The sequence below is a fragment of the Streptomyces sp. NPDC046821 genome (genome assembly GCF_040645335.1).
Taxonomy (GTDB): Bacteria; Actinomycetota; Actinomycetes; order Streptomycetales; family Streptomycetaceae; genus Streptomyces.
Genome location: NZ_JBEYYB010000008.1, coordinates 240,385 through 263,008, shown reverse-complemented (window position 1 = coordinate 263,008; position 22,624 = coordinate 240,385). Strand labels below are relative to the sequence as shown.

Annotated in this window: 19 protein-coding genes and 1 pseudogene; 7 read left to right on the top strand and 13 right to left on the bottom strand. The window is 70.4% G+C overall.

The genetic code is table 11. From position 1 onward, the window contains the following. Position 1: 1 nt before the first annotated feature. Positions 2–2,242, bottom strand: a complete 2,241-nt coding sequence (locus ABZ893_RS18240) for a transglycosylase domain-containing protein (protein ID WP_361404221.1) — start codon at positions 2,240–2,242, stop codon at positions 2–4. A gap of 140 nt (positions 2,243–2,382) precedes the next feature. Here ABZ893_RS18240 and ABZ893_RS18235 point away from each other — a divergent pair, with 140 nt between their 5' ends. From ABZ893_RS18235 to ABZ893_RS18220, 4 genes are read left to right on the top strand one after another with little or no spacing between them, the layout of a single operon-like run. Beyond that, a complete protein-coding gene (locus ABZ893_RS18235; RefSeq protein ID WP_361404219.1) occupies positions 2,383–3,201 on the top strand; it encodes an ABC-2 family transporter protein in 819 nt (272 codons plus the stop codon). Next, positions 3,194–4,006, top strand: coding sequence for an ABC transporter permease (locus ABZ893_RS18230; protein ID WP_361404216.1), 813 nt, complete (start codon positions 3,194–3,196; stop codon positions 4,004–4,006). Before ABZ893_RS18235 ends, ABZ893_RS18230 begins: the two co-directional genes overlap by 8 nt. A 5-nt stretch (positions 4,007–4,011) precedes the next feature. Continuing rightward, positions 4,012–5,022, top strand: coding sequence for an ATP-binding cassette domain-containing protein (locus ABZ893_RS18225; protein WP_361404213.1), 1,011 nt, complete (start codon positions 4,012–4,014; stop codon positions 5,020–5,022). A 39-nt stretch (positions 5,023–5,061) separates the two neighbouring features. Then, positions 5,062–5,889, top strand: a complete 828-nt coding sequence (locus ABZ893_RS18220) for a DUF1707 domain-containing protein (RefSeq protein ID WP_361404210.1) — start codon at positions 5,062–5,064, stop codon at positions 5,887–5,889. 39 nt (positions 5,890–5,928) lie between these two features. On the opposite strand, the gene ABZ893_RS18215 is transcribed toward ABZ893_RS18220, so the two are convergent. Beyond that, on the bottom strand, positions 5,929–7,251 hold the full coding sequence (locus ABZ893_RS18215) for an SGNH/GDSL hydrolase family protein (protein WP_361404207.1): 1,323 nt from the start codon (positions 7,249–7,251) through the stop codon (positions 5,929–5,931). A gap of 629 nt (positions 7,252–7,880) precedes the next feature. On the opposite strand from ABZ893_RS18215, the gene ABZ893_RS18210 reads away from it, so the two are divergent. Then, complete coding sequence (locus ABZ893_RS18210; RefSeq protein ID WP_361404606.1) at positions 7,881–9,092, top strand: DUF445 domain-containing protein; 1,212 nt, start codon at positions 7,881–7,883, stop codon at positions 9,090–9,092. Here the strand turns inward: ABZ893_RS18210 and ABZ893_RS18205 are convergent. Next, a pseudogene (locus ABZ893_RS18205) lies at positions 9,022–9,243 on the bottom strand (hypothetical protein); the annotation flags it as partial. The gene ABZ893_RS18210 and the pseudogene ABZ893_RS18205 sit on opposite strands and share 71 nt — an antisense overlap. Positions 9,244–9,292: 49 nt before the next feature. Here ABZ893_RS18205 and ABZ893_RS18200 point away from each other — a divergent pair. Then, positions 9,293–9,652 carry a VOC family protein gene (locus ABZ893_RS18200; protein WP_361404205.1) on the top strand — a complete coding sequence of 120 codons (360 nt, stop codon included), beginning with the start codon at positions 9,293–9,295 and terminating at the stop codon, positions 9,650–9,652. Positions 9,653–9,699: 47 nt separating this feature from the next. Here ABZ893_RS18200 and ABZ893_RS18195 read toward each other — a convergent pair whose 3' ends face one another. Next, complete coding sequence (locus ABZ893_RS18195) at positions 9,700–10,002, bottom strand: hypothetical protein (RefSeq protein WP_361404202.1); 303 nt, start codon at positions 10,000–10,002, stop codon at positions 9,700–9,702. A 199-nt stretch (positions 10,003–10,201) separates the two neighbouring features. On the opposite strand from ABZ893_RS18195, the gene ABZ893_RS18190 reads away from it, so the two are divergent. Further along, on the top strand, positions 10,202–10,705 hold the full coding sequence (locus ABZ893_RS18190) for a GNAT family N-acetyltransferase (RefSeq protein ID WP_361404199.1): 504 nt from the start codon (positions 10,202–10,204) through the stop codon (positions 10,703–10,705). A 136-nt stretch (positions 10,706–10,841) separates the two neighbouring features. Here ABZ893_RS18190 and ABZ893_RS18185 read toward each other — a convergent pair whose 3' ends face one another. From ABZ893_RS18185 to ABZ893_RS18145, 9 genes are all read right to left on the bottom strand, one after another. Continuing rightward, positions 10,842–11,945 carry a DNA cytosine methyltransferase gene (locus tag ABZ893_RS18185; RefSeq protein ID WP_361404197.1) on the bottom strand — a complete coding sequence of 368 codons (1,104 nt, stop codon included), beginning with the start codon at positions 11,943–11,945 and terminating at the stop codon, positions 10,842–10,844. 10 nt (positions 11,946–11,955) lie between these two features. Then, complete coding sequence (locus ABZ893_RS18180; RefSeq protein ID WP_361404194.1) at positions 11,956–13,863, bottom strand: DUF6339 family protein; 1,908 nt, start codon at positions 13,861–13,863, stop codon at positions 11,956–11,958. After that, complete coding sequence (locus ABZ893_RS18175; protein ID WP_361404191.1) at positions 13,860–14,759, bottom strand: hypothetical protein; 900 nt, start codon at positions 14,757–14,759, stop codon at positions 13,860–13,862. The genes ABZ893_RS18180 and ABZ893_RS18175 overlap by 4 nt, the downstream gene beginning before the upstream one ends. Next, positions 14,759–16,729, bottom strand: a complete 1,971-nt coding sequence (locus ABZ893_RS18170; protein WP_361404188.1) for a hypothetical protein — start codon at positions 16,727–16,729, stop codon at positions 14,759–14,761. Before ABZ893_RS18170 ends, ABZ893_RS18175 begins: the two co-directional genes overlap by 1 nt. Further along, positions 16,726–17,742, bottom strand: a complete 1,017-nt coding sequence (locus ABZ893_RS18165; protein WP_361404186.1) for a PD-(D/E)XK motif protein — start codon at positions 17,740–17,742, stop codon at positions 16,726–16,728. The genes ABZ893_RS18170 and ABZ893_RS18165 overlap by 4 nt, the downstream gene beginning before the upstream one ends. Further along, complete coding sequence (locus tag ABZ893_RS18160) at positions 17,739–20,336, bottom strand: Z1 domain-containing protein (protein ID WP_361404183.1); 2,598 nt, start codon at positions 20,334–20,336, stop codon at positions 17,739–17,741. Before ABZ893_RS18160 ends, ABZ893_RS18165 begins: the two co-directional genes overlap by 4 nt. 218 nt (positions 20,337–20,554) lie before the next feature. Beyond that, a complete protein-coding gene (locus tag ABZ893_RS18155) occupies positions 20,555–20,938 on the bottom strand; it encodes a very short patch repair endonuclease (RefSeq protein ID WP_361404602.1) in 384 nt (127 codons plus the stop codon). A gap of 133 nt (positions 20,939–21,071) precedes the next feature. Beyond that, entirely contained in the window at positions 21,072–22,121 is a 1,050-nt protein-coding gene (locus tag ABZ893_RS18150) for an SEC-C domain-containing protein (RefSeq protein ID WP_361404180.1), read from the bottom strand. Positions 22,122–22,165: 44 nt separating this feature from the next. Continuing rightward, positions 22,166–22,603 (bottom strand): DUF3592 domain-containing protein, encoded by a 438-nt coding sequence (locus tag ABZ893_RS18145; RefSeq protein ID WP_361404177.1) that lies wholly within the window; start codon positions 22,601–22,603, stop codon positions 22,166–22,168. Positions 22,604–22,624 lie beyond the last annotated feature (21 nt).

Below are 22,624 nucleotides of genomic sequence, written 5' to 3'. Positions count from 1 at the left end.
ACTAGCGCCCGCCTTTGTCACCGCTCCCGCTCCCGAAGAGTCCGTCCACCGGTCCCGCCGGTGGTTCCGGCTGCTGTGTCGAGGCGCCCGCGCTCGGCCGCGGTGACGCGGAGGCCGTCGCCGGCGGCCCGGACGACGCGGACGACGCCGACGGTGAGGGCGAAGCCGAGGACGGGGCGCCGGACGACGGCGGCTGTGTCGACGGTGAGTTCGGCACGCCGGGCGGGATCGTCGGCCGCTCGGCGCCCGATTCCAGTTGCAGGTCGAAGTCCTTGGCCGGGCTGCCGCTGAGCGCCGCCTCGGTGAACTGAGCCCAGATCTGCGCGGGCGCCCCGCCGCCGTTGACGCGGGCCTGGCCGAGCGCCCCGTAGAGCGGGGTGTGGGCGCCTGTGGTGGGGTCCTGGCCCATGACGGCGACGACGGTGGCGAGGTCGGGGGTGTAGCCCGCGAACCAGGCCGCCGTGTCCTCCTCCGCCGTGCCGGTCTTGCCGGCGGCGGGGCGGCCGGCGGCCTGGGCCGCGGTTCCGGTTCCGCCTTCGACGACGCTCTGGAGGATGGAGGTCGTCGTGTCGGCGGCCTCGCGGGTGACGGCGCGCTGCGTGGTGCGCTCGGGCAGACCGAGCCCCCGTCCGTCCTTGCTGATCTCGGCGACGAGGCTGTACGTGGCGCGGCGGCCGTGGTCGGCGAGGGTCGCGTAGGCCTCGGTCATGTCGAGTACGGAGGCGGTGGCGGGGCCGAGCGCGATGGAGGGGGAGGCGTTGAGGTCGGGGGTGTTCGAGGGGATGCCGAGGTCGATCGCCGTCTGTTCGACCTTGTCGGAGCCGACGTCGGCGGCCATCTGGGCGTACACCGCGTTGACGGACTTGTCGGTGGCGTCGCGGACGGTGAGGGAGCCGTAGGAGCGGTTGTCCTCGTTCTCGGGGGCGTAGTGGCCGCCGCTCCAGCCCTGTACGGGGCGCCGGTCGGTGCCGTCGTAGATGGTGTTGGGCGTGATGGCGCGGCCGTCCTGGGTGGCGGAGGCGTTCTGCACGGCGGCGGTGAAGACGAAGGGCTTGAAGGTGGAGCCGACCTGGTAGTCGCGGCGGGTGGCGTTGTTGACGTACTGCTTCGTGTAGTCGATGCCGCCGTACAGGGCGAGGACGTCGCCGGTGGCCGGGTCGATGGCGGCGCCGCCGGCGCGGACGTTGCGGTCGGCGGGGCGGTTCTTCTTGTCGAGGCCGGACATGAGGCGGTCGTCGACGGCCTTCACGAAGGCGTCCTGCTTCGGCTTCTGGAGGGTGGTGGTGATGCGGTAGCCGCCGGTGGCGAGGGTGTCCTCGTCGATGATCTTGTTGTTGGTGAGGTAGTCCTTGACGGCCTGGACCACGTAGCCGCGCTGGCCGGACATCCCGGCCGGGCCCCTCGCGTCGCCGGGCACCGGGAACGTCATCTTCTGCCGTGCGGCCGCGTCGAGCCAGTGCTGCGTGACCATGCCGTCGAGGACGTAGTTCCAGCGGGCGACGACCTGCGGTTTGTTCTCGGGGTGGGCGACGACGTCGTACGCGCTGGGGGCGTTGAGGAGTGCCGCGAGGTAGGCGCCCTGGGCGACGGTGAGGTGCTCGACGTCGACGCCGTAGTAGGCCTGGGCGGCGGCCTGGATGCCGTAGGCGTTGCGGCCGAAGTAGCTGGTGTTGAGGTAGCCCTCGAGGATGTCGTCCTTGCTCTCCTCGCGGTCGAGCTTGATGGAGATGAAGAACTCCTTCACCTTGCGGGTGACGGTCTGTTCCTGGCCGAGGTAGTAGTTCTTCACGTACTGCTGGGTGATCGTCGAGCCGGACTGCCGGCCTTTGCCGGTGAGGGTGTTCCATGCGGCGCGGACCATGGCCGTGGGGTCGACGGCGGACTCGCGGTAGAAGGCGCGGTCCTCGGCGGCGAGGACGTCGCGCTGGACGGACTTGGGGATCTGGGAGAGGGAGACGTTCTCGCGGTTGACCTCGCCGTCGTGGGCGAGCTGGCTGCCGTCGGCGTACAGGTAGACGTTGCTCTGCGCGGTGGCGGCGGCGTTGGCGGGCGGGATGTCGACGAGGTGGTAGCCGAGGGCGAACAGGCCGGCGCCCACGAGCAGGACGAGCAGGACCGTGCCGAGGGTCATGCGCCACGTGGGGAAGAGGCGGCGCCAACCCTTGCGCTTGGGGCGTCCCGGTCTCTTGCCCTTCCCGGCGGGTACGCCGGGGGCGGCAGGCTGCTGCGGCTCGTGGCTCATGCCCTGTGGAACGGCGGTATCGCTTCGTACGTCACGTATGTCGCGACCGAAAACGTGTGGCAGCGCGCACCCCTTCCTCGCTAGGCTCCTGCGCTTTGGCCCGGACGGGCGTAAGGGACGACGGGCTGAGGGGAGCAGGGGTGTCCTTAGGGGCATGGCGGCTGTACGCGGCGGTCGCCGCCGGGGGGTTCCGGCGGTACGCGACGTACCGTTCGGCCACGGCGGCGGGTGTGTTCACGAACACGGTCTTCGGGTTCATCGTGGCGTACACGTATCTGGCGCTGTGGAAGGAGCGGCCGGGGCTCGGCGGGTACGACGAGTCGCAGGCGCTCACGTACGTGTGGATCGGGCAGGCGCTCGCGCAGGCGCTGTCGCTCCTTGGTGCGGGGTTCGCCGCCGACCTCGTGGCGCGGATCCGCAGCGGTGACATCGCGGTGGACCTGTACCGGCCGGCCGACCTCCAACTGTGGTGGCTGGCAAGCGACTTGGGTCGGGGCGGCTTCGAGGTGTTCAGCCGGGGCGTGATCCCGCTGGCGGTGGGCGCGCTGTTCTTCCCGCTCGCGCTGCCGGGCGATCCGGTGGTGTGGCTGGAGTTCCTGGTGGCGGTGGTCCTCGCGATGGTGGTGAGTTTCGCGATCCGGTACGTGCTTGCGCTGAGCGCGTTCTGGCTGATCGACGGGTCGGGGGTGCTGCAGTTCGGGAGCCTGGTGGGGATGTTCTTCACGGGGCTGCTGCTGCCGCTGAACGCGATGCCGGGCGCCCTCGGCGACATCGCGCGCGTGCTGCCGTGGGCGTCGCTCCTGCAGATGCCCGCCGACATCCTCCTCGGCGCCCGCACCGGCGCGTCCGCGATCCTCTCGGCGTACGCCTTCCAGGCCGGGTGGGCCCTCGTCCTGCTCACGGCGGGGCGCCTCATGCAGTCGTCCGCGACCCGGAAGGTGGTACTCCAAGGTGGCTGACGTCAGCGGGAGCGTCCGCGTCTACGGCCTGATCGCCGGGATGTGGATCCGCTCCACCCTGGTCTACCGCACGTCGTTCGCGGTCGCGGTCCTCGCCAACTTCCTGGTGACGGCGCTCGACTTCGTCGTGATCTGGATGATGTTCTCGCAGGCCACGTCGCTCGGCGGCTACAGCTTCGCCGAGACCGCCTTCCTGTACGGGACGGCCTCGGTCGCCTTCGGGATCACGGCCTTCGCCCTCGGTTCCGTCGACGATCTGGGCGCGCGGGTGCGCGACGGAACCCTCGACGCGTTCCTGGTGCGGCCCGCGCCGGTGCTCGTCCAGGTCGCCGCGGACCGCTTCGGCCTGCGCCGCGTCGGCCGCCTCCTCCAAGGCGTCCTCGTCCTCGGCTGGTCCCTCACACGCCTCGACATCGACTGGACCCTCGCCAAGCTGCTCCTGCTGCCGGTGATGCTGCTGAGCGGCGCGGCGATCTTCGGCGCGGTGTTCGTGGCCGGGGCGGCGTTCCAGTTCTGGGCGCAGGACGCGGCCGAGGTGCAGAACGCGTTCACGTTCGGCGGGGTCACGCTGCTGCAGTACCCGCCGACGGTGTTCGCCCGGGACTTCGTGATCGGCGTGACGTTCGTCGTGCCGCTGGCCTTCGTGAACTGGCTGCCCGCGCTGTACGTGCTCGGGCGGCCCTACCCGCTCGGCCTGCCGTCATGGCTGGCCTTCACCCCGCCGCTGGTGGCCGCCGGGAGCTGCGCGCTCGCGGGCCTGGCCTGGGGCGCGGGGCTCCGTTCGTACCGCAGCACCGGGAGCTGACACGCGTGACGCAGGAGAATTTCATCGACGTAGAGGGCGTGGAGAAGGTCTTCGACGTACGCCGAAGAGCCGGGCTGCTCCGGCGTGAGCGGCATCAGGTGCGGGCGGTCGACTCGCTCACGTTCGGCGTCGCGCGGGGCGAGATGGTCGGCTACATCGGGCCGAACGGCGCGGGCAAGTCGACGACGGTCAAGATGCTCACCGGCATCCTGACGCCCAGCGCGGGACGGCTGCGTGTCGCGGGCATCGAGCCGTCACGCGAGCGGACGCGGCTCGCGCGGCGGATCGGCGTGGTGTTCGGGCAGCGGACGACCCTGTGGTGGGACCTGCCGCTGATCGACTCGTACCGCCTGATGCACCGCATGTACCGGATCCCGGACGCCCGCTACCGCGAGAACCTCGACCGGTGCGTCGAACTCCTGGAGCTGGGCGGCCTGTTGGAGACCCCGGTCCGGCAGCTCTCGCTCGGGCAGCGGATGCGCGGCGACATCGCGGCGGCCCTGCTGCACGACCCCGACGTGCTGTACCTCGACGAGCCGACCATCGGCCTCGACATCGTCTCCAAGGCCAAGGTGCGCGCCTTCCTCCGCGACCTGAACGCCGAGCGCGGCACGACGGTCCTGCTGACCACGCACGACCTGACCGACATCGAGCAGCTGTGCAAGCGCGTGATGGTCATCGACCACGGCCGCCTGATGTACGACGGCGAGCTGAGCGGGCTGCACGCGTTCGGGGACAGTGAGCGCACCCTCGTCGTCGACCTGGAGCGTGAACTGCCGCCCGTGGAGGTCGAGTCGGCGCGGGTGGTGAAGGTGGAGGGGCCGCGCCAGTGGCTCGCGTTCCCGGCCGAGAAGTCGGCGGCGCCGCTGGTCGCCGAGATCGCGGCGGCGTACCCGCTGGTGGACCTTTCGGTGCGGGAGCCCGACATCGAGGCGGTCATCGCCCGGATGTACGCGCGGGGGCCGGCGCCGGCGCCGGGCGGGCCGGGTGAGGCGGGTGCTCCGGTCGGACGGTAATCCTGTGGAGAACGGGTGTTCCCTCGTAGGGTGGGACGCATGACCGACGATCGCCCCGACCTGCCAGAGCTACGGGCCTCCGACGCCGACCGTGAACGGGTCGCCGAGGTGCTCCGGGACGCCGTCGCCGAGGGCCGGCTCGACATGGAGGAGTTCGACGAGCGGCTCGAAGCGACGTACAAGGCGCGTACGTACGGCGAGTTGGAGCCGATCACGCGCGACCTGCCCGGCGCGGGCGGGGCCGCCCCGGCGCCGGTGAACATGGTCAAGGAGACGCTGCCCGAGGGTGCCGTGGACTGGCGGTCGCGGATCGGCGGGGAGCCGACCTCGACATGGGCCGCCGGCGTGATGTCGGGCTTCCAGCGCAAGGGGCGGTGGACGATGCCGCGCCGCTTCACCGCGTTCACGTTCTGGGGCGGCGGCGAGCTGGATCTGCGCGAGGCACGCTTCGAGGACCGCGAGGTCGTCGTCAACTGCGTCGCGATCATGGGCGGGATGAACGTCGTCGTACCGCCCGGCGTCGAGGTCGTCGTGCGCGGCATCGGCATCATGGGCGGCTTCGACCACCGCGAGGAGGGCGTGCCGGGGGATCCGGGCGCGCCGCGTGTGGTGGTGACCGGGTTCGCGTTCTGGGGCGGCGTCGGCGTCGAGCGCAAGATGACGCGGGCGGAGAAGCAGCGGCTCAAGGCGGAGGGGAAGGCCGCGCGGCGGGACGAGATCGAGGGCGGCGGCCCCTGGAGCGGGGGCCGTCATGAGCTGCGCGCCGAACGGCACGAGCGCCGTCGTGAGCGTCACGAGGAGCGGCGCGAGCGGCAGTGGGAGCGGGCGGAGGAACGGCGGGAGCGGCGCGAGCGGGGCGAGCCGTAGCCGTAAGAGTGGTGCTCGGGGGCGCCCGCGCGTCCTGCCCTACAGCTCAGCCGGAGTCGACCCCCGCAGCGTCGACAGGTTGAACGTCTCCGCCATCTTGCGGAACCCCGCGTCGCTGGGGTGCAGGTGGTCGCCCGAGTCGTACGAGGGCAGCAGCCGGCGGGGGTTGTACGGGTCGCGCAGCGCGCGGTCGAAGTCCACGAACTCGTCGAAGACCTTGCCGGAACGGATCTGCGCGTTCACGGCGTGGCGGACTCCGTCGAGGCGCGGCTCGTAGCCCCGGTGGCCCTGGAACGGCATGAGCGTCGCGCCGACCACGTGCAGGCCGCGCGTGTGCGCCTGCCGGGTCAGCTCCCGCAGACCTTCGACGATCTTGTCGGGGTCGTTCTGGTGCGGGTTGCGGAGGATGTCGTTGATGCCGAGGGCGATGACGACGGCCTTCACGCCGGAGCGGTCGAGGGCGTCCCGGTCGAAGCGGGAGAGGGCGCTCGGGTTGTTCGCGGGGCGGCCGAGGCCGTCGGACAGGATGCGGTTGCCGCTGATGCCCTCGTTGGCGACGCCGTAGCGGGCCGCGCCGGTCTCGTCGCGGAGGCGGTCGGCGAGGACGTCCGTCCAGCGGTGGTTCTGGCCGATCGTGGAGGTGACGCCGTCGGTCAGGGAGTCGCCGATGACGACGACGGTGCCGACCGACTCGTTGCTGAGCACGTCGAGCGCGGACACATAGCGCCAGTACGGGGTCGTCTCCGTGTACGAGGCGCCGAGTGCCTCCTCGGTGCGGTCGCCCTGGGCGACGTACGAGATCTGGCGGGCCTGCGGGTGGAAGGTGACCGGGCCGGACGGGGTGGGCGAGTAGCTGCTGATCAGCATGTCGGCGTCGTGCGGGACGCGCATCCGTACGGCGTCGGTGACGGTCTGCGCGCCGGGCGGGATGACGACCGAGGTGTTGCCGCCGAAGGTGAGGCGGCGCAGCGTGCCGGGTGCGGCGGCCGGGTTGTCGGGCCCGGCGGCGACGGCGACCGAGGCGTGCGTGATGCTGAGGGGCTGCTGCCCGAAGAGGTTGGAGAACGTGATCCGGGCGCTGGTGCCGCCGATGCTGGTGTGCACGACATTGCGTACGGAGCGGCCCGCGAGGCCGTAGACCTCGGTGCCGGGTTCGGCGCCCGCGGGGGCGGCCGACCAGCTGCCGGACCAGGTGCCGGTGGAGGCGGGCGCCGCGGAGTTCTGCGGGTGGCGGGGGCCCGCGCTTATCGTGCTGTTCGAGCCGTCGACGGCGCCGGAAGCGCCCAGGTAGATGGCGGCCGAGATCGCGAGGACCACAGCGGCGAGCGCGGCCAGCAGGGCATAACCGTGTCGCTTGGTCATGCGGCGGTGTCTCCTCGGGCAACGGGAGCCCCGGGCTCCGGTGTGATCATCCCATGATGCGTCATGGGTCGGGCGGAAGCCGACACTGCCCCCTCCGCCTTTGGAGACGCCGGGAACTCGTCGCCCGTTCCAGGAGTAGGTCAGGTAGGGACAATGTGTGAGAGAGATGACGGTGATCGCGGGGCGACAGTCGTAGGGGCGCGACAGTGATAGTGGGACGGCAGGGGTAGTGGGACGGCAGTGGTAGAGGGGGGCGACCGGTGAACTGGCGCGTGACGGGTGGAGTGAGCTGAGTGAGTGAAGCGGATGAAAGGGGTGAAGCGGGCAGTGGTCAGCCTGCCCGCGCGGGGGGCTCCTCATTCGGGACGGGGCCGGATGCGGGGGGCGAAGGCACTGGAACGGCGGCATCGGGTGGGGCGGGGCGTTCGGGTGGGGCGGCGTCTTCGGCTGGGACGCCGCCTTCGCGGGCGGCCTCATCGGCTGGGGCGGCGCCTTCGGCTGGGGCGGCCCCTTTGAGCGGAGGCCCAGGGCCGTACTCCTCCGGCGGCGGCCCCGGCCCGTCCCCCTTCGGCAAAGGCCCCGGCTCCTTCAGCCCCGCCGACGTCGAGAAGCAGCGCGGCGTGCGCCGGATGAAGACCACGGCCACGGGCCTGCTGCTGCTCGTCGCCCTCATCTACGTACTCGCCAAATGGGGCCAGAACTCCGGCGCGGGAGCGTGGGCGGGCTATGTCGCGGCGGCCGCCGAGGCGGGCATGGTCGGCGCGCTCGCCGACTGGTTTGCCGTCACCGCGCTCTTCCGCCGCCCCCTCGGCCTGCCCATCCCGCACACGGCGATCATCCCCACCAAGAAGGACCAGCTGGGCGTCTCGCTCGGCGAGTTCGTCGGGGACAACTTCCTCTCCTCCGACGTCGTACGGAAGCGGCTGCGCGCCGTCGGTATCGGCGCCAGACTCGGCGGCTGGCTGGCCGAACCGGACCACGCCGACCGGGTGACGGCCGAACTCGCCACGGCCCTGCGCGGCGCGCTCACCGTGCTGCGCGACTCGGACGTCCAGGCTGTCGTCGGCGAGGCGATCACGCGCCGGGCCAATGCCCAGGAGATCGCGCCCGGCCTCGGCAGACTCCTCGAGAAGGTCGTCGCCGACGGCGGCCACAAGCGCGTCGTGGACCTGCTCCTCGTACGCGCCCACGACTGGCTCGTGCGGCACGCGGACTCCGTGATGGACGCGGTGCAGGGCGGCGCCCCCGGCTGGACGCCCCGGTTCGTCGACCGGAAGATCGGCGACCGCGTCTACAAGGAGTTGCTCCGCTTCGTCACGGAGATGCGTGACATGCCCGAGCACCCGGCGCGCGGCGCCCTCGACCGGTTCCTCCGTGACTTCGCCTCCGACCTCCAGTCCGACACGGACACGCGGGCCCGCGTCGAGCGCCTGAAGTCCGAGGTCATCGCCCGCCCCGAGGTCCAGGACCTGATCGCCTCCACCTGGGCCGCCGTCCGCTCCATGATCGTCGCGGCGGCGGAGGACGAACGCAGCGAGCTGCGCCTGCGCGTACGGGCGTCGCTGCTCTCGCTCGGCGCCCGCATGGCGACGGACACGCGCCTCCAGGACAAGGTCGACGGTTGGGTCGAGGGCGCGGCCACGTACGTCGTGACGACGTACCGCACGGAGATCACGTCCCTGATCACGGACACGGTCGCGGGCTGGGACGCCGACCACACGTCGAAGAAGATCGAGGCCCACATCGGCCGAGACCTGCAGTTCATCCGCATCAACGGCACGGTGGTGGGGTCACTGGCGGGGCTGGCGATTTACGCGGTGTCGCGGGCGCTGGGGGCGTAGGGGTTCGCGGCCGCGGTGGCGTAGGAGTCTCTTCGGGCGGCTCCCACCGCGCCCGCACGGTCAGCGACAGCAGCGCCGCCCCCGCGCACAGCGCCCCCGCGCCCACCCACACGGGGTCGTACGAACCGAACGCGTCCCGCGCCGCCCCGCCAGGATGAGGGGGATATGCCGACCGCCCCTCGGACCTCCGGGAGCCCCCGATGACCATTCGCAGGATCGTCCCGAACCTCACGACGAAGTCGCCCGAGTCGATGGACGAGAGCCGAGCCTTCTACGGCCGGCTCGGCTTCGAGGAGGTCATGAACATGGGCTGGGTGACGACACTGGCGTCCCCGTCCAACCCGACGGCCCAGGTCAGCTTCTTCACCCACGAGGCGACCGGCCCGGTCGTCCCGGACCTGAGCGTCGAGGTCGAGGACGTCGACGCGGCATACGAAGCCGTACGCGCCTCCGGCGCGGAGATCGTCCACAACCTCCGCGACGAGGACTGGGGCGTGCGCCGCTTCTTCGTACGGGACCCGGAGGGACGGGTGGTGAACGTGCTGGGTCACCGGGGGTGAGAGGTACCCCTCGCCCGCCGGTCCCACCAGCACGTACGAGGGACCCCTCAGGCCCGGCGGTCCACCAGCACGTACGACGCCGTCGCGACAGCGCCGGCCACCCCGAACACCGCCGGCCACGGCCCGACCTTCTTGGCCAGTGGGTGCGAGCCGGCGAACGCGGCGACGTAGGCCCCGGTGAGCGCCCCGGCGACCTTCCCGCCGGCGACCGACTTCCACTGAGTGGCGGCAACGGCCCCGGCCGCGGCAAGCACAACCCCGCCGAGCTGCCGCTTCTTGGTGAACCGAGCGACGGCATACCCACCGACAAGCCCACTAGCCGCCACCGCTGCCGCAGGAACCTTCGCCATCGTTGCCTCGCTTCGTCGTCGTAAGTCGTACTTGTCCGGTCCGAGGCTAGCGCGGAGGGGTGGGGGAGCGGTGGGTGGGCGGGGTTTCGTGTACGGGGCGACGATCCGACTGCACCGGCAAAACCTGAGGCCCACGCAGGCCCGCCCCTCCCGCAAAATCACTTGATCCGCAGACGGCAGCCCCGCCTAGGGTGCTCGCGTGACGACGACAACCGCGCTCCGCCTCGAAAAGATCACCCCGGCCAACCTTGATCTGGCCCTGGGCGTGAAGGTGCGACCGGACCAGGAGCACCTGGTGGAGCCGGTGGCGCACTCGCTGGCCGAGGCGTACGTCCGCCCCGCCGGCGTGGCCTGGCCCCGCCTCATCCTCGACGGCGACAGGCCGGTCGGCTTCCTCATGGCCTTCCTGGACATCGACTTCGCCGGCGACGGCAAGGGCACCGACATCCGCTCGGGCCTGTGGCGCCTGAACATCGAGGCAACCGAACAGGGCCGCGGCTACGGCAAGTTCGCGGTCGAATCGGTAGCCGACGAAATCCGCCGCCGCGGAGGCAACACCCTGACAGTCACCTGGCACCCGGGCCCGGACGGCCCGGAGGGCTTCTACCTGGGCTTGGGCTTCCGTCCGACGGGGGAGCAGAGCGGGGGGCAGACGGTGGCGGAGCTGAGGTTGGGACGGAAGACGGAAGAGAGCGAGTGGTGACGGCGTCCTTGGTCTGCTTCAAGTAGCTGTCCGAGCGGCCGGACACCGTCCGCTGCTCCTTCGCGACGAATGCTCGGCACGAGCTGCTTCGAGGCGCGCTGCGCCGACCCGACGCCCTTGCTTCCGAGGCCGGCCGTCAGTACGAGTAGTGCTCCTTCAGCGCCTCGTTCAGCCGCTCGCGCTCGAAGCCCAGCGCGGCCGCCAGGATGTGCATGCCGAGGCGAGGCGGAACGGCGTTGCCGATCTGTTGGGCCACCGCGGTGCCTGCCCACAGCCAGTCCGGTGCCGCTGGGAAGGTCTGGAGTTGGCCGGCCTCGGACTCGTCCAGGCGACCGTCCCGCCCGTCGGGCCCGACGATGCGGTTGCGGGAGATCTTCCCCGTCACCGTGGCCGACGGTTCGTGCGAGCCGCGCTGTCCGCGAGCCTTGGGGTCACCGCCCGTTCCGTAGTTGGAGACGACGGTGAAGGGCTCATGACGCTCGGTGAGAACGTCCTTCATGCTGACCCACGGCTGCAGACCGAGGCCGTGGTCGTGGCGTGACTTCCGCTTGTAGTAGCGCCCGTGCGTCGGTTCGGGCATGTGCGGCTCACCGGGCAGCAGGCGTCCCTCACCCGTCCACCGGGCGATGAGGATGGCCCGGCGTCGGGTCTGGGGTACTCCGTACTCCTCGGTGTGGAGCACCTGCGGCGACGCGACCGCGTACCCCTCCGCCCGAAGGATCTCCGCGTACCTCTGCCACACGGGCAGCACCGCGGGGACCTGCTCCAGGACGATCACCTGGAACGGGCGCCCGGCGTCGACAGCCTCGAGCGCCCAGCGCAGCGGCTCAAGCACCAGACCGGTTCGCTCGTCGTGCTTGTCGGTCTCCTCGTCCTTGAGCGCCGCGAGGTCCGCCCGGACCTCAGCCAGGGGAACTCGGTTGCGCAGCCGGTCGGCGAACGTGAGGACGTGATCGAGCGCACGTCGGCCGGCGCCCCTGCCCGCGACAGTGAATGTCTGACACGGAGGTCCGCCGGCCAGGACGTTGAAATCCTCGCCGAACGCGGTCGGACCGTAGTCGCGGACGTCGCCGGATTCGGTCGGCAGGCCGTTCGCGGCACGTGTGGCGCAGGCGTCCTTGTCCCACTCGATACCCGTCGACGGCACCTTGAGCTGCCGTGCGGCTTGATCGAGTCCGCCCGGCCCCGCGAAGAGATCGATGATCTTGAAGGGGGAGGCGGAGGGGGGTGCTGCGTTCATAGGGTGGATCCTAGCCGGCGAGTGCGACAGCTATCGCCGCTCCCACCGCACGGGCCAGCGGGGGCGGGAGCGCGTTGCCGATCTGACGGTAGGCCGCCGTCTTGCCGCCGGCGATCTGCCAGGTCGAGGGGATCGCCTGCAACATCGCGGTCTGTGCGACGGTGAGCCTGGGAGGCTCGGTCGGGGAGGAATCGGCGTCCGGCAGGTGGTCGGCCAGGCTGGTGCCGTTCACGCCCAGTTGCAGCCAGGCCCTCTTGGAGCCCGTGGGCCCCAGGTCCGCTCCGCCGCGCCGGTCCGAGCCGCCGACGAGGGCGGGCGCCGGGCGCCAGGCACCGAGTGTCCACCGGTCCGCGCCGGGCCAGCCGCCCGCGGCCATGGACGGGCCGAGCGTCTCACCGACGGTGGGCACGCGCAGTGCCGTTCGGGACGGCCAGACGAAGCGATCGGCGTACGGCTCCCGCAGAGCCACCAGGAACCCGGACCTCCGGTGTTGGGGAACCCCGAAGTCCGCGGCGTCCAGTACCTTTTGGAACACGCGGTAGCCGGCGTCTCGAAGCTCCGACTCCATCCACGTGCGTTCGTCGGTGAAGTCGTCCCCCTCGACGAGTTCCGCGAGGTTCTCCAGCAGCACCGCCCTGGGGCGGATCTGCGGGACGAGCGCCACCGCCTGCCGCAGTACGGCGCGCTCGGCCTCGTCGTCGTGGCGCTTCGTGGCGGCGGCCGACTTGATGCGGGGCAGACCCGCACTGAACAGGTCGACTCCCAGGACCTCGGGGTGATCAGCCGGATCGAAGTGGAGAAGGTCGCGGCAGACCACCTTCCACTCCGGGCGGTTGATCTCGATCGTCCAGCAGGCATGAGCCTTCCTGTCCACGAGCAGCACCGGACGGAAGCCCGCCTGTTCCAGCCCCAGGGCCTGGGCGCCCGAGCCCGAGCAGACCTCGAACGAGGTCAGGTCTCGAGCTGCGGGCTCCGTGTGGGCGGCCGGGGCGCGATGTGTGGATGTCGCCGCGGACACCGGGACCGTCTCGACCGCGGGCGGGGCAGCCTCGACGGGCGTGCCGTTCAGACTCGGGACCGGCGGGGTGTCCTCGGCGGACTGGGCGAAAACCGTGGCCAGCCGCTCTTCCACCACCGAGGCGCTGTCCGGCGACTCGCCGTGCCGGACGAGCAGCAAGGCGGCGACCGACTCGCGTGCGGCGGCCCTGAGTTCGGTGGCGAGCGCCTGCTCGTCGATCCCGTCGAACAGTACGAAGGGCGCCAGGCGAAGCAGTCGCTTGAGGAAGTCCTGCAGCGTCTCTCGTTGTCTGAGGCCCTTCAGGTCCAGCTCGTTCCACACGCGCAGGATCGCCTTGACCAGGTGGGGACTTCCGCCGAGCGCCGCCCTTCGGGCGTAGATCTGGTCGAACGCCGCCTCACCGAGGATGCCGAGTGCTTCGTAGGGGCGAGGGTCCCCCGGTGAGTACACCAACTGCGCTCGCCACCACAGCCGTCCGAAGACGTGTCGGGTCAGGTCGGTGCCGAGCACACGGTCGCGCGGAGGCCGGGGGTACCGCCAGAACGCGACATCCGGGAGGAGCACGAGTCCGAGGAACGCCCAGAGATCTCGCGACGCCGCCTCCGCGGGCACGAGGTTCATCTGGGAATGCAGCAGTTCGGCGAGCCGGAGATCGAAGTCGGCGTTGCGGGCTCGGTCCGATGCGTCGGGGAACCCGGCCTGCCGGGCCAGGTCGACGACGGACTCCCGCAAGGCCCACAGCTGTTCCGTCCCGATCCGGTCGCCACCGGTGGCGACGTAGACCGTGGAGGGGTGCGACACGTCCACACGCCGGGACACTTCCGCGAGCGGCAGTTCGCGGTACTCGTCGAACAGAGGCTTGGCCTGACCCGCGAGCAGGCGAGGGTAGAGCAGGCTCACTGGGGCTCCTCGAAGATCTTCACGGCTGCCTGGAGTTCGGAGGCGAAGAGACTCGGGGCGTGCTGTCGACGCAGCCGCACGTCGGTGATCGACTGCTCCGGGAACAAGCGATGGAACAGGGACAGCAGCGTCGCCCCCAGAGAGTCCTCGGGATGATCCGCCTCGTCCGTGAAGTCTTCCTGGGACAGGGCGTACTCGATCATGGTGCGCGCGACGTCCGCGTACACGGCCGAGAGCACCACGCGGTCGACGGGGCGCGGGCGGGCCGCGTTCTGGAACGCCTCGGCCGTGGCCGTGTTCCTCTCGTTCACGAGCAGGAGCAGCGAGCCCATGGCCGCGCTGTCCAACTCGCCACTGATCTGTATGTGCCAGGCGGCACCGTTCGGGAACGACGTGTGCGAGAAGTCGATGACGGCCATCGGGAACTGCGGGGCGTCACCCTGCAGACGCAGTTCCACACCGTCGTCCCACAGCACGGAACCGGCGCGCCGCGGCGCCGCGGGCCGGGCGTCGTCGCGCCGCTCGGCCAGTACGAGAGCCGTGTCCAGGAGCAGTACACCCCCGAGGTCGGCACCGCGGAGCCGCACGTCGAGATCGACCGTGCTCGGTTCGGTTCCGCTCAGACGGGCCAGTCGGCCGGGCCCCCGCAGGTTCGACCCGGTGGCCGTCCACACGACGGACAACAGGAGGCCGGTGTCCTCCGGGAGTCCTGCCGCTGCACGGGCGCGAGCCGGGTCGACCCGCACGCGCCTGCGCAGGTGGAGGTCCATCTGGTAGTCCCAGTCGTCGATGGCCTCCGGCAGCGGCACCTCGCCGTCCGGGGTCACCAGCGACCAGGCCTCGGCCTCTACGACGTCCCTGGGCGGGACGCGGTAGGGAAGGGCGTGCCGGGCCATCAGTCCGTCACCGCCCGCACCTTGATCGCGAGCTCGGTCATGGTGTCCGGAGCGGGCACCACGAGGGCCCGCCACACCGCGTCACCGCCGTTGATGTCGCACTCCGGCGATGTGTACAGCACGCCTTCGGGATCCTGCCAACCCAGGAGCAGAGGCACCTGGGCTCCGGCGGGCGGGTCGGTCTCCCGGCCGCCCGTGCCCGGGAGGGTGACGGCCAGATCGGCGGACACCCGCTGGGCGGCGTCGACGGGCAGCCGGAACTCCTGCACGAGCACGGACCGCTCTCCCAGTTCGTCGTAGTACGGGTCGCCCACGTACTGCACGCGAGGCCTGATGCGTCGTACGGCGGAGGTGCCCGGCGCGGCCGAGCCGGTGTCCCCGCCTTCCGAGGACCGACCGGATCCGTCGCGCGCCGATCCTCGAGATCCGCGCACGGGCACCACGGCCTCAGGACCTTCCTCCTCGTCGCCCCCTCGATTGCGGGAGGTGAGGTCGGAACCGGGCCTGGTGAACGATGTCGCTCCACCGATGCCCCAGGCGCCGCCGACCAACCCGGAGAATCGGCTGCTCGCCGCGCCGAGCGGAACCTGCGCGGCACCGGACTTGGCCCCGCCGCTCAGGGAGAGGAGGCTGTTGATCTCCTCCTGGACGCGGCGGAACGTGGTCCTGATGTAGGTGCTGTCCGGCGCCTCGAGCGAGTGCGGGTGCCAGGCGTCGTGTGTGGGCGGCTCGGCCCTGGCGTACACCTCGTCCATGCCGTGGTCGCCGCGGAACACGCCGGCGTAACCCTGGTTCTCGCTCGGTGGTCTGGGACCCGGGTGATAGGTCACCACCAACTCGGCCGGGCGCATGAGGCAGACATGGTGGACCAACTCGTCGATCCCGACCATGCGCGACGCGGGGGACGAATCGAGTGCGGGCATGAGCCGCTTCACCACGCCGAAGCGGCCGAGCAGCTTCCGGGGCTTGCCGCAGAGGAGCTCGCGTCCCTGCTCCCCGCGCATCTGTTCATAGGCGGCGACGAACATCTTGAGAGGTTGGTGCGTGCGAGGGTCGGGAACCTCGACAGCCTGACCGTCCCTCCTCACCTCGAACCGCATCGGCGGGGAGGATCCGTCCTTCTCGATCATCTTCGGCCACAGGTGCCAACTGATCGTCTCCGCAAGGTAGTCCGCGGCCTCGGCGACCTCGAGCCGGTGCTCGTCGCGCTCCAGCTTGGGGTCGACCATGACGATCGAGGTGCCGGTCTCCCCGGGTCCGAACGGACGCAGTCCCAGCCGGTGTGCCACGTCATCGGCCTCATCGCCGATCAACGGCTCGACGACATCGCCGGAGGTGTCGCCCCACCAGTGCCGGCCGGTGTGGCGCAGCGGGTTCTCGGGCCCGTCCGCGTAGTAGCTCTCCCACATGGCGCAGCCGATGAGCCGGGTCTCCGGTTCGCCCTGCGGATTGTGGCACCGGGTGTGGACCAGCACGGTGCCGCAGCGGGACATCAGGTAGAAGATGCCCTTGCCGAACCCGTAGGTGCCCCCGCCGAACGGTGTGTCGCGCGGCTCCCCGATGTTGCGGACGAACGACACGAAGTCGCGGGACGCCTCGTCCGACGTACGGTCGGCGCGGGTCGGCCCGCCGAGCCCGGTCGTGCCTCGGTCGGACACGATGAGCAGCGGAATGGTGCTGCGCGAGAGCGAATTCCGCAGCGGCAGGTGCTCGCTCTTCGACGGGGCCTTGTTGAGCAGTAGTTCACGCCACACGGGGCCGTGGGCGGGCCCCACCGTGGACAGGTCGATGCGGTAGTCGACCGGGTCGGACGAACCGGGCGGGCGTGCGTCCCAACTGTTCTGCGCGGACTCGCGGACCAGGATGGTCAGCAGATCGAGCTCCGGCCGACCGAGCTGGTTGCGAATGCCCTCCGCGGCGCTGGCCCCTTCCGGGGGGTACGGCTGCGAGTGCCATGCCGGCCGGGTCATGCGGGCTCCTGGAGGAGGGCGTCGAGAACAGCGCCGATCGCTTCCTCGGGCAGCGGCGCGGATGGTGTCCCGGACAGATCCACGGTGTACGCGACGTCCTCGACGGTCACCGGTATGCCGGCCTCCGCGAGCTCTCGTCCCGTGAGTCGAGGGAAGTCCTTTTCCACCGGATACCAACGCTGTTCCGTCGTGGCGAAACGGGTCTCGCCGTATCGCTCGACATCCGCAGGGTGGTAGCCGACCTGGCTCAGCAGACCACGCAGGGACGTCTCGTCGTCACACAGTTCCAGCGCACGGTCGACCAGTTCGGGCAGGCACCCGCCTGACTCGGACGGCTCCAGCCGGAACCACGCCAGATGCAGCGGGCCGCTGTCCGGCGCCTCCAACTGGTCAAGACCGTGGATCCGGGCGCGGCGGCCCTCCGTGCGCGTGGACGTCTTGACCTCCACGGCTCCGTGCGGGGAGGAGAAGTCGTGACGGTGTCCAGAGGGGCCCAGCCACAGCCGGTGCGCGCTCGGGTCACGCTCCAGCATCGCGACCAGAACGAGCAGTTCGCCGAACAGCCCTATGATCCGCTCGCCGCTCAGGGGTGCTGTCTGGACACGGAACAGCGACTTCCATCGGTCCATGGCCCGGTACAGCGCCTTGACCGGATTGGACGGCAATTGTTCGGCGGTGTCCAGGACATCCGAACACAGCGTGGCGAAAAGGTCGTTGAGGTTCTGCTCCAGACAACCGAGATCCGCATAGGTGCGGTAGCTGGTCTCATCCTCCAGAGGCCGCTTGCGCAGCTTGAGGACGGGACCGTCCGGGCCGCGGCGCAGTTGCTGCCGGGACTTCATCGGAACCAGGAGGTGGCGATTCCCCTCATAGTCGACCGCGGCCAGCAACGCGCCGTCGTCCGTACCGACGGAGAGGTCGGCCACCCGCAGTCGACGCTCGGACGTCACCGGCTCGGACTCCAGCTCGGCCCATCGCTCGGCGAGCAGGTCCCGCCAGGAGTCGGTGCTCATACGTCCTCACCCTCGATGAGCGCCAGCATCTCCTCCTCCTCGTACTCCTCCAGCTGCACGCCGGACAGGTCGGCCGAGACGTACTCCGGCTCGACGGCGGAGTCCGGGCCGTCGGGCTCGGGGAAGACCAGGCCCACGCCGATCACGTGCTCCTCCGCGTCGAGCGGCTGACGCTGCTTCTTCGCGGGAACCGGCTCGGAATGCTTGTCGATCGGGTAGAGGGTCAGCAGGCCCGTGGTGGGGAGCTGCACGCGCCGAGCGTCGCGAAGCTGGTGCTCCGTCATGGAGCTGACGTCGCCCTCCAGGTCGATGCCCGCGTCCTTGCGGCTCATGAGGGTCTTGATGTCCGCGAAGCCCTGGGATCCCGTGGCGAGCTTCGCACGGACGACGCGCCCCACGGTGACGCCCGGAGCGAACTCGAGATCGTCGTCGGAGCCCTTCGGCGGCCTGCCGATGAGAGCCACGTTCCAGCGGCGCAGCGCCCCGGCGCTCCGGACACGCTTCTGGATGTATTCGGTGATCAGCCTGGCGTTGTTCTCCCGCGCGAGCTTGGCGCTCTTCTCGCCCGAGCCCTCGTGGAACCGGTAGTCCCCCAGGAAGTTGAGCACGACGTCGTAGGGGACGTCACGGAAGATGATGTTCCCGTCGGCGGAACGGTCCTCCTTGGCCACGGCGTTGTTCGACGTGATCCGGGATACGAGGTCCCGGGCGGCGGCCAGGTTCTGACGCAGCCACGGGGCGTCGGTACGGAAGCAGTGGGTCTGCACACGCGCACCGCCGTAGGAGGACGCCGCCTTCACGGCGCTCTTCATCTTCGCGGCGGCGGTCACCTGCAGGGAGGGGTGAGTGCGCAGGCGTACGGCGAACGTCAGCGGGTTCTCGTTCGGGTTGTGCAGATAGACGTCGATGTCCCGCCGTATCTCGGTCTCGACGGTCGCCAAGTGACGAAACCATTCGGCAAGTTCGTCGGTCATCCAGATTCGCGGCAGGTCGGCATAGCCGTTGCGGAAGCCGAACCAGCGCCCCATCTGCAGGAGCGTGTCGTAGGCGGAGACCGCGCGTACGAAGTAGCTGACCGACAGACCCTCCAGGGTCAGACCTCGTGACAGTGTGTTGCCACCGACGGCGATGGCGACCAAGGGCCCGTTCTCGTAGTCGAGACGGTCCTGACTGCCGGAGTTGTCCATGATGACGCGGCAGCCGGCGAGCACGCCGGGCAGCTCGGTCATGAGGGCGTCGAAGGGGACGCTCGCCTCACCGAAGTCCTCGGCGGGTACCCGACCGGTCTCCTTCTCCCACAACACACGGAGCTCTTCGAGGAGACCCGGGTCGTCCAACGCGTCACGCACTTCGGCCCTGAGCTTCTCGAGCGGAGCGCGGAAGCTGTTGTGGACCGAGGTGTTCACGCTGGTGTGGATGAGCATCGTGTTGTGTGGGTTGCCGGTGCCCCGTACCCGGCGCGCCGCCACGACCAGCCAGAAGTAGAGCACCGCGTTGCGCAGCGTCTCGGTGATCTCGGGGGCGAAGCCCTCCACCTCCGCGCGGGAGCGGGGACGGACGTACTCGATGTCCGTCCCCGGAACCGTACGGATCATGTCGTGGCCGTCGTCCATGTCCGACGGATCCTCGCCGTCCAGCGCGTAGCGGCCGAACAGCACCTCGGTGCCGAAGTGGCCTGCCGGCTTGGGCAGGTTGACGATGAAGTCCTGCGGATACAGGTCCTCGGCGCTCGGATCGATCAGGAGGTTGGCGAAGGGCGACGCGGTGTACCCGATGTACGTGCTGCGCGGCAGCCCGGCCATGATCCGCCGGATCAGCGGGTTGATCGACTTGGTGGCCACCGTCGCCTGGTCCGCCTCGTCGTCGATGATCAGCGCCGGGCAGTTCTCCAGATAGCTCGAGGCCCCCTCCAACCACTGTGCGAGCTTGCGCAGCACCGTCGCGTTCTTCTTCACGACGCACAGGACACGCGTCCTGTTGCTGTTGCCGAAGAAGGACGCGGCGTTGGCGGGCGGCACGAAGTCGTGGTCGAGGTTCGTCAGCTGGCTCCAGCGATCCGGGTTGGGCTCGACGAGCTCGGAGACCAGGCGGGCCTGTGTCTGTCGGCGCAGCCCGTTGTGGATCCCGGAGAGGACGATGAACAGCTTGTAGCCGCGGTCCGCCGCCTTGGCCATCACGGCGGTGAAGTTGGTCGTCTTGCCGGACTGTACGTAGCCGAGCGCCAGACCCCGCGTGGAGAAGGAACTCTCGCGAGGATGGTCCAGGAGGGACACGACACGGGACGACGACTCGTCGAGCGACTTGATCGAGGCGTCGCTCCAGCCGCGGTCCTGCAACGAGCGCTCCAGCGCGGGCCAGCACCGGTCACCGGGCCGCGGGCCGGTGTACCAGGTGTCGCGGTTGCCCCGCACGACGGTCTGTGGCTCCTCCAGCTCCCGGATCGTCGCGAGCTTCTGCTCGTGCCGTTCCCGGATCAGCTCGATCTTCTCGGCATCGATGCCGAACTGCTCCAGTCGCTTCACCGTCTCCGCCGGCGGCCACTTGTCGAGCATCTCGCTGAAGGTGTCGTACATGTCGTCGATCTCGTCGGACACGGCGCCTCTCTTCCCCCTGTCACCACGGAGAACAAACAGGGGGCGGGCTGGGTCGGCAGCGCAGACACGAATCTGCGCACGGTCCCCCACCTGCTTGTCTCCAACCAAGCAAACCGTAGCGGGTGGTCACGACAGAGCGGCAGAGAGCGGAAGCACCGCTTCGCGTCCGGAGCCGACTTTGGCTGGATATGCCCTGGTCAGATGCCACACGCCGGCGGTCAGCCGCCGGTGCCCTGCCCCCGCACCGTGCGCATCACGCGCTCGACCACGTCCTCGGGGTCCTCGTGCTCCCAGAACCTCAGTACCGTCCATCCCGCCGCGACCAGATGCTCCGTGGTCTCCCGGTCCCGCGCCATGTTCCGGTCCAGCTTCGTGCGCCACCACTCGGCGTTGGCCTTGGGCTGCGTCGCGTGCTGCGGGCAGCCGTGCCAGAAGCATCCGTCGATCAGCACGGCGACCTTGGCACGGGTGAACGCCACGTCGATCCGTCGCCGAGCCATGCCCGGCACGGGGTACTCGACGCGATACCGGAACCCGGCCGCGTGCAGCAGTCGCCGCACCGCCAGTTCAGCCCCGGTGTCCTTGCTGACCTGCTTGCTCATGCGGGCCGAGACACCGGGGGAGGAGGGCTTCATCTCGTTCAACGCCGGCGCTCCTCACCTGTGTTCAGCGGTCTCTGGGGGGCCGATGCCACGGACACACCCTCGCCCACATGAGGCCTCAGGAAGCGGAAAGTCAGGCCCCCGCCTCACCCCCATGACACTCCCCATAATTCCTCCCCGACCCGCACCAGCACTCCGCCCCCCGCTCCGGCGGCCACGGGACTGCTCGGCCTCGGGCCGCCAGGGTCGTTGCGTACTGCGGGAGCAGCGAGGCGTCAGCGGGGGACGCGGATTCCGACGCCGCGAATGCCTCGTACGACGGGACCGTTCCCGTCACGATGCCGAGGTTCGGGGTGCCGGAGGTGGCGAGTTCTCTCAGGGAGGACTCTATGGTCGACAAGTGCTCGGCGTAGGACGGGTATTCGGAGGTCAGGGACGGGTACGCGGTCAGGAGTTCTGTGAGTTCTGGTTCCGTCCAGTGGAGGACCGCTACCGGGAACGGGCGGGACAGGGCCTGGCGGGCGGAGCCCAACTCCGCTCGCAGGCGGGAGATTTCGGCCTTCAGTTCTGCCGGGTTGTCCGATCCCAGGGCCCACGTGCGCTTCGGGTCGTGGAGTTCGTCCAGGGACACCGTGGACGGGTTGACCCGGTCGGCCAGGGCGTCCCACTCGTCGTGGGCTGCGCCGATCATGCGGCGGACCCGGTGGCGGCCCAGGATGAGCGGGTGCGTCTCGTACGGCGGGTTCGCGCGGTCCGCCTCCGGGAGCAGCAGCGTCAGCGCCTCCGTGAAGCTCTCGTGCGCCGCCTCCAGCTCGTCGTGCGACTCCAGGGCCTCCGCGACGATCACCCACGCGGCCGGGTCCCTCGGCGCCGCCGTGCGGATGCCCGTGATGATCGCGCGGGCCTCCGCCTCATGGCCGTACTCCCACAGGTTCGCCGCCATCAGGGCCTTCACCAGGTGCGGCTGCTCCAGCTCCGGCGGCGGGCCGGCCAGCAGGCCGTCGTACAGCGCGGCGGCGCGTTCGCGTTCGTCGGAGAGTTCGTAGTGCGCTGCTGCCCGGAGGAGCAGCTGTTCGGCGTCCTCCGGATACAGGCCGGCAGTGCGCTCCAGGCGCTCGGCTTCGGCGATGTGGTTGACAGGGTCTACGGGCTCGGCGGGCGTGGCAGGCGTGTCGGGGCGCATGGGTGACACGGTACTGCCGACCACCCCGTGAGCGGGGGTGTCGTTCAGTACGTCTGCGACGCGTTCAGCACGTACGCGATCCGGCCGATCACCACCGCCAGCGTGCCGGCCCACAGCGCCATGCCCGCCCACAGCCAGGCCACGCACGAGCGGTAGCGGCTGTCGGTGTCCAGGGCGGCCAGCGCGGGGCGTGCCGGGTCGAAGCGCACGCGTACGCGGCTGCCCTCCCGGAGTGCGTGCGGGCCCACCTCGTCCGGGAGTACCTGCGCGTGCGCTGTGCCGTCGGCCGCCGTCCAGCCGACCACCGGGTGAAGCACCGGGTACGTCGCCTCGTCCGACGCCACATGGCCCGTCACCGTCGCGTCGACCACCGTGCCGGTGGAGCGGCGGAGCGTCTCGGTGACGAGCTGCAGACCCTGCGTCGTCGCCAGGACGAGGCCCGCGGCGAAGGGGATCAGTGCCAGTAGCCAGAGGGGACCCATGGGAGGGGAGGCTACGGGGTC

Excerpts from the sequence above, each read along its gene's own strand:
- ABZ893_RS18240 (WP_361404221.1), bottom strand. The coding sequence starts at position 2,242 with ATGAGCCACGAGCCGCAGCAGCCTGCCGCCCCCGGCGTACCCGCCGGG.
- ABZ893_RS18220 (WP_361404210.1), top strand. The coding sequence starts at position 5,062 with ATGACCGACGATCGCCCCGACCTGCCAGAGCTACGGGCCTCCGACGCC.
- ABZ893_RS18215 (WP_361404207.1), bottom strand. The coding sequence starts at position 7,251 with ATGACCAAGCGACACGGTTATGCCCTGCTGGCCGCGCTCGCCGCTGTG.
- ABZ893_RS18210 (WP_361404606.1), top strand. The coding sequence starts at position 7,881 with ATGAAGACCACGGCCACGGGCCTGCTGCTGCTCGTCGCCCTCATCTAC.
- ABZ893_RS18200 (WP_361404205.1), top strand. The coding sequence starts at position 9,293 with ATGACCATTCGCAGGATCGTCCCGAACCTCACGACGAAGTCGCCCGAG.
- ABZ893_RS18195 (WP_361404202.1), bottom strand. The coding sequence starts at position 10,002 with ATGGCGAAGGTTCCTGCGGCAGCGGTGGCGGCTAGTGGGCTTGTCGGT.
- ABZ893_RS18185 (WP_361404197.1), bottom strand. The coding sequence starts at position 11,945 with ATGAACGCAGCACCCCCCTCCGCCTCCCCCTTCAAGATCATCGATCTC.
- ABZ893_RS18175 (WP_361404191.1), bottom strand. The coding sequence starts at position 14,759 with ATGGCCCGGCACGCCCTTCCCTACCGCGTCCCGCCCAGGGACGTCGTA.
- ABZ893_RS18170 (WP_361404188.1), bottom strand. The coding sequence starts at position 16,729 with ATGACCCGGCCGGCATGGCACTCGCAGCCGTACCCCCCGGAAGGGGCC.
- ABZ893_RS18165 (WP_361404186.1), bottom strand. The coding sequence starts at position 17,742 with ATGAGCACCGACTCCTGGCGGGACCTGCTCGCCGAGCGATGGGCCGAG.
- ABZ893_RS18155 (WP_361404602.1), bottom strand. The coding sequence starts at position 20,938 with ATGAGCAAGCAGGTCAGCAAGGACACCGGGGCTGAACTGGCGGTGCGG.
- ABZ893_RS18150 (WP_361404180.1), bottom strand. The coding sequence starts at position 22,121 with ATGCGCCCCGACACGCCTGCCACGCCCGCCGAGCCCGTAGACCCTGTC.
- ABZ893_RS18145 (WP_361404177.1), bottom strand. The coding sequence starts at position 22,603 with ATGGGTCCCCTCTGGCTACTGGCACTGATCCCCTTCGCCGCGGGCCTC.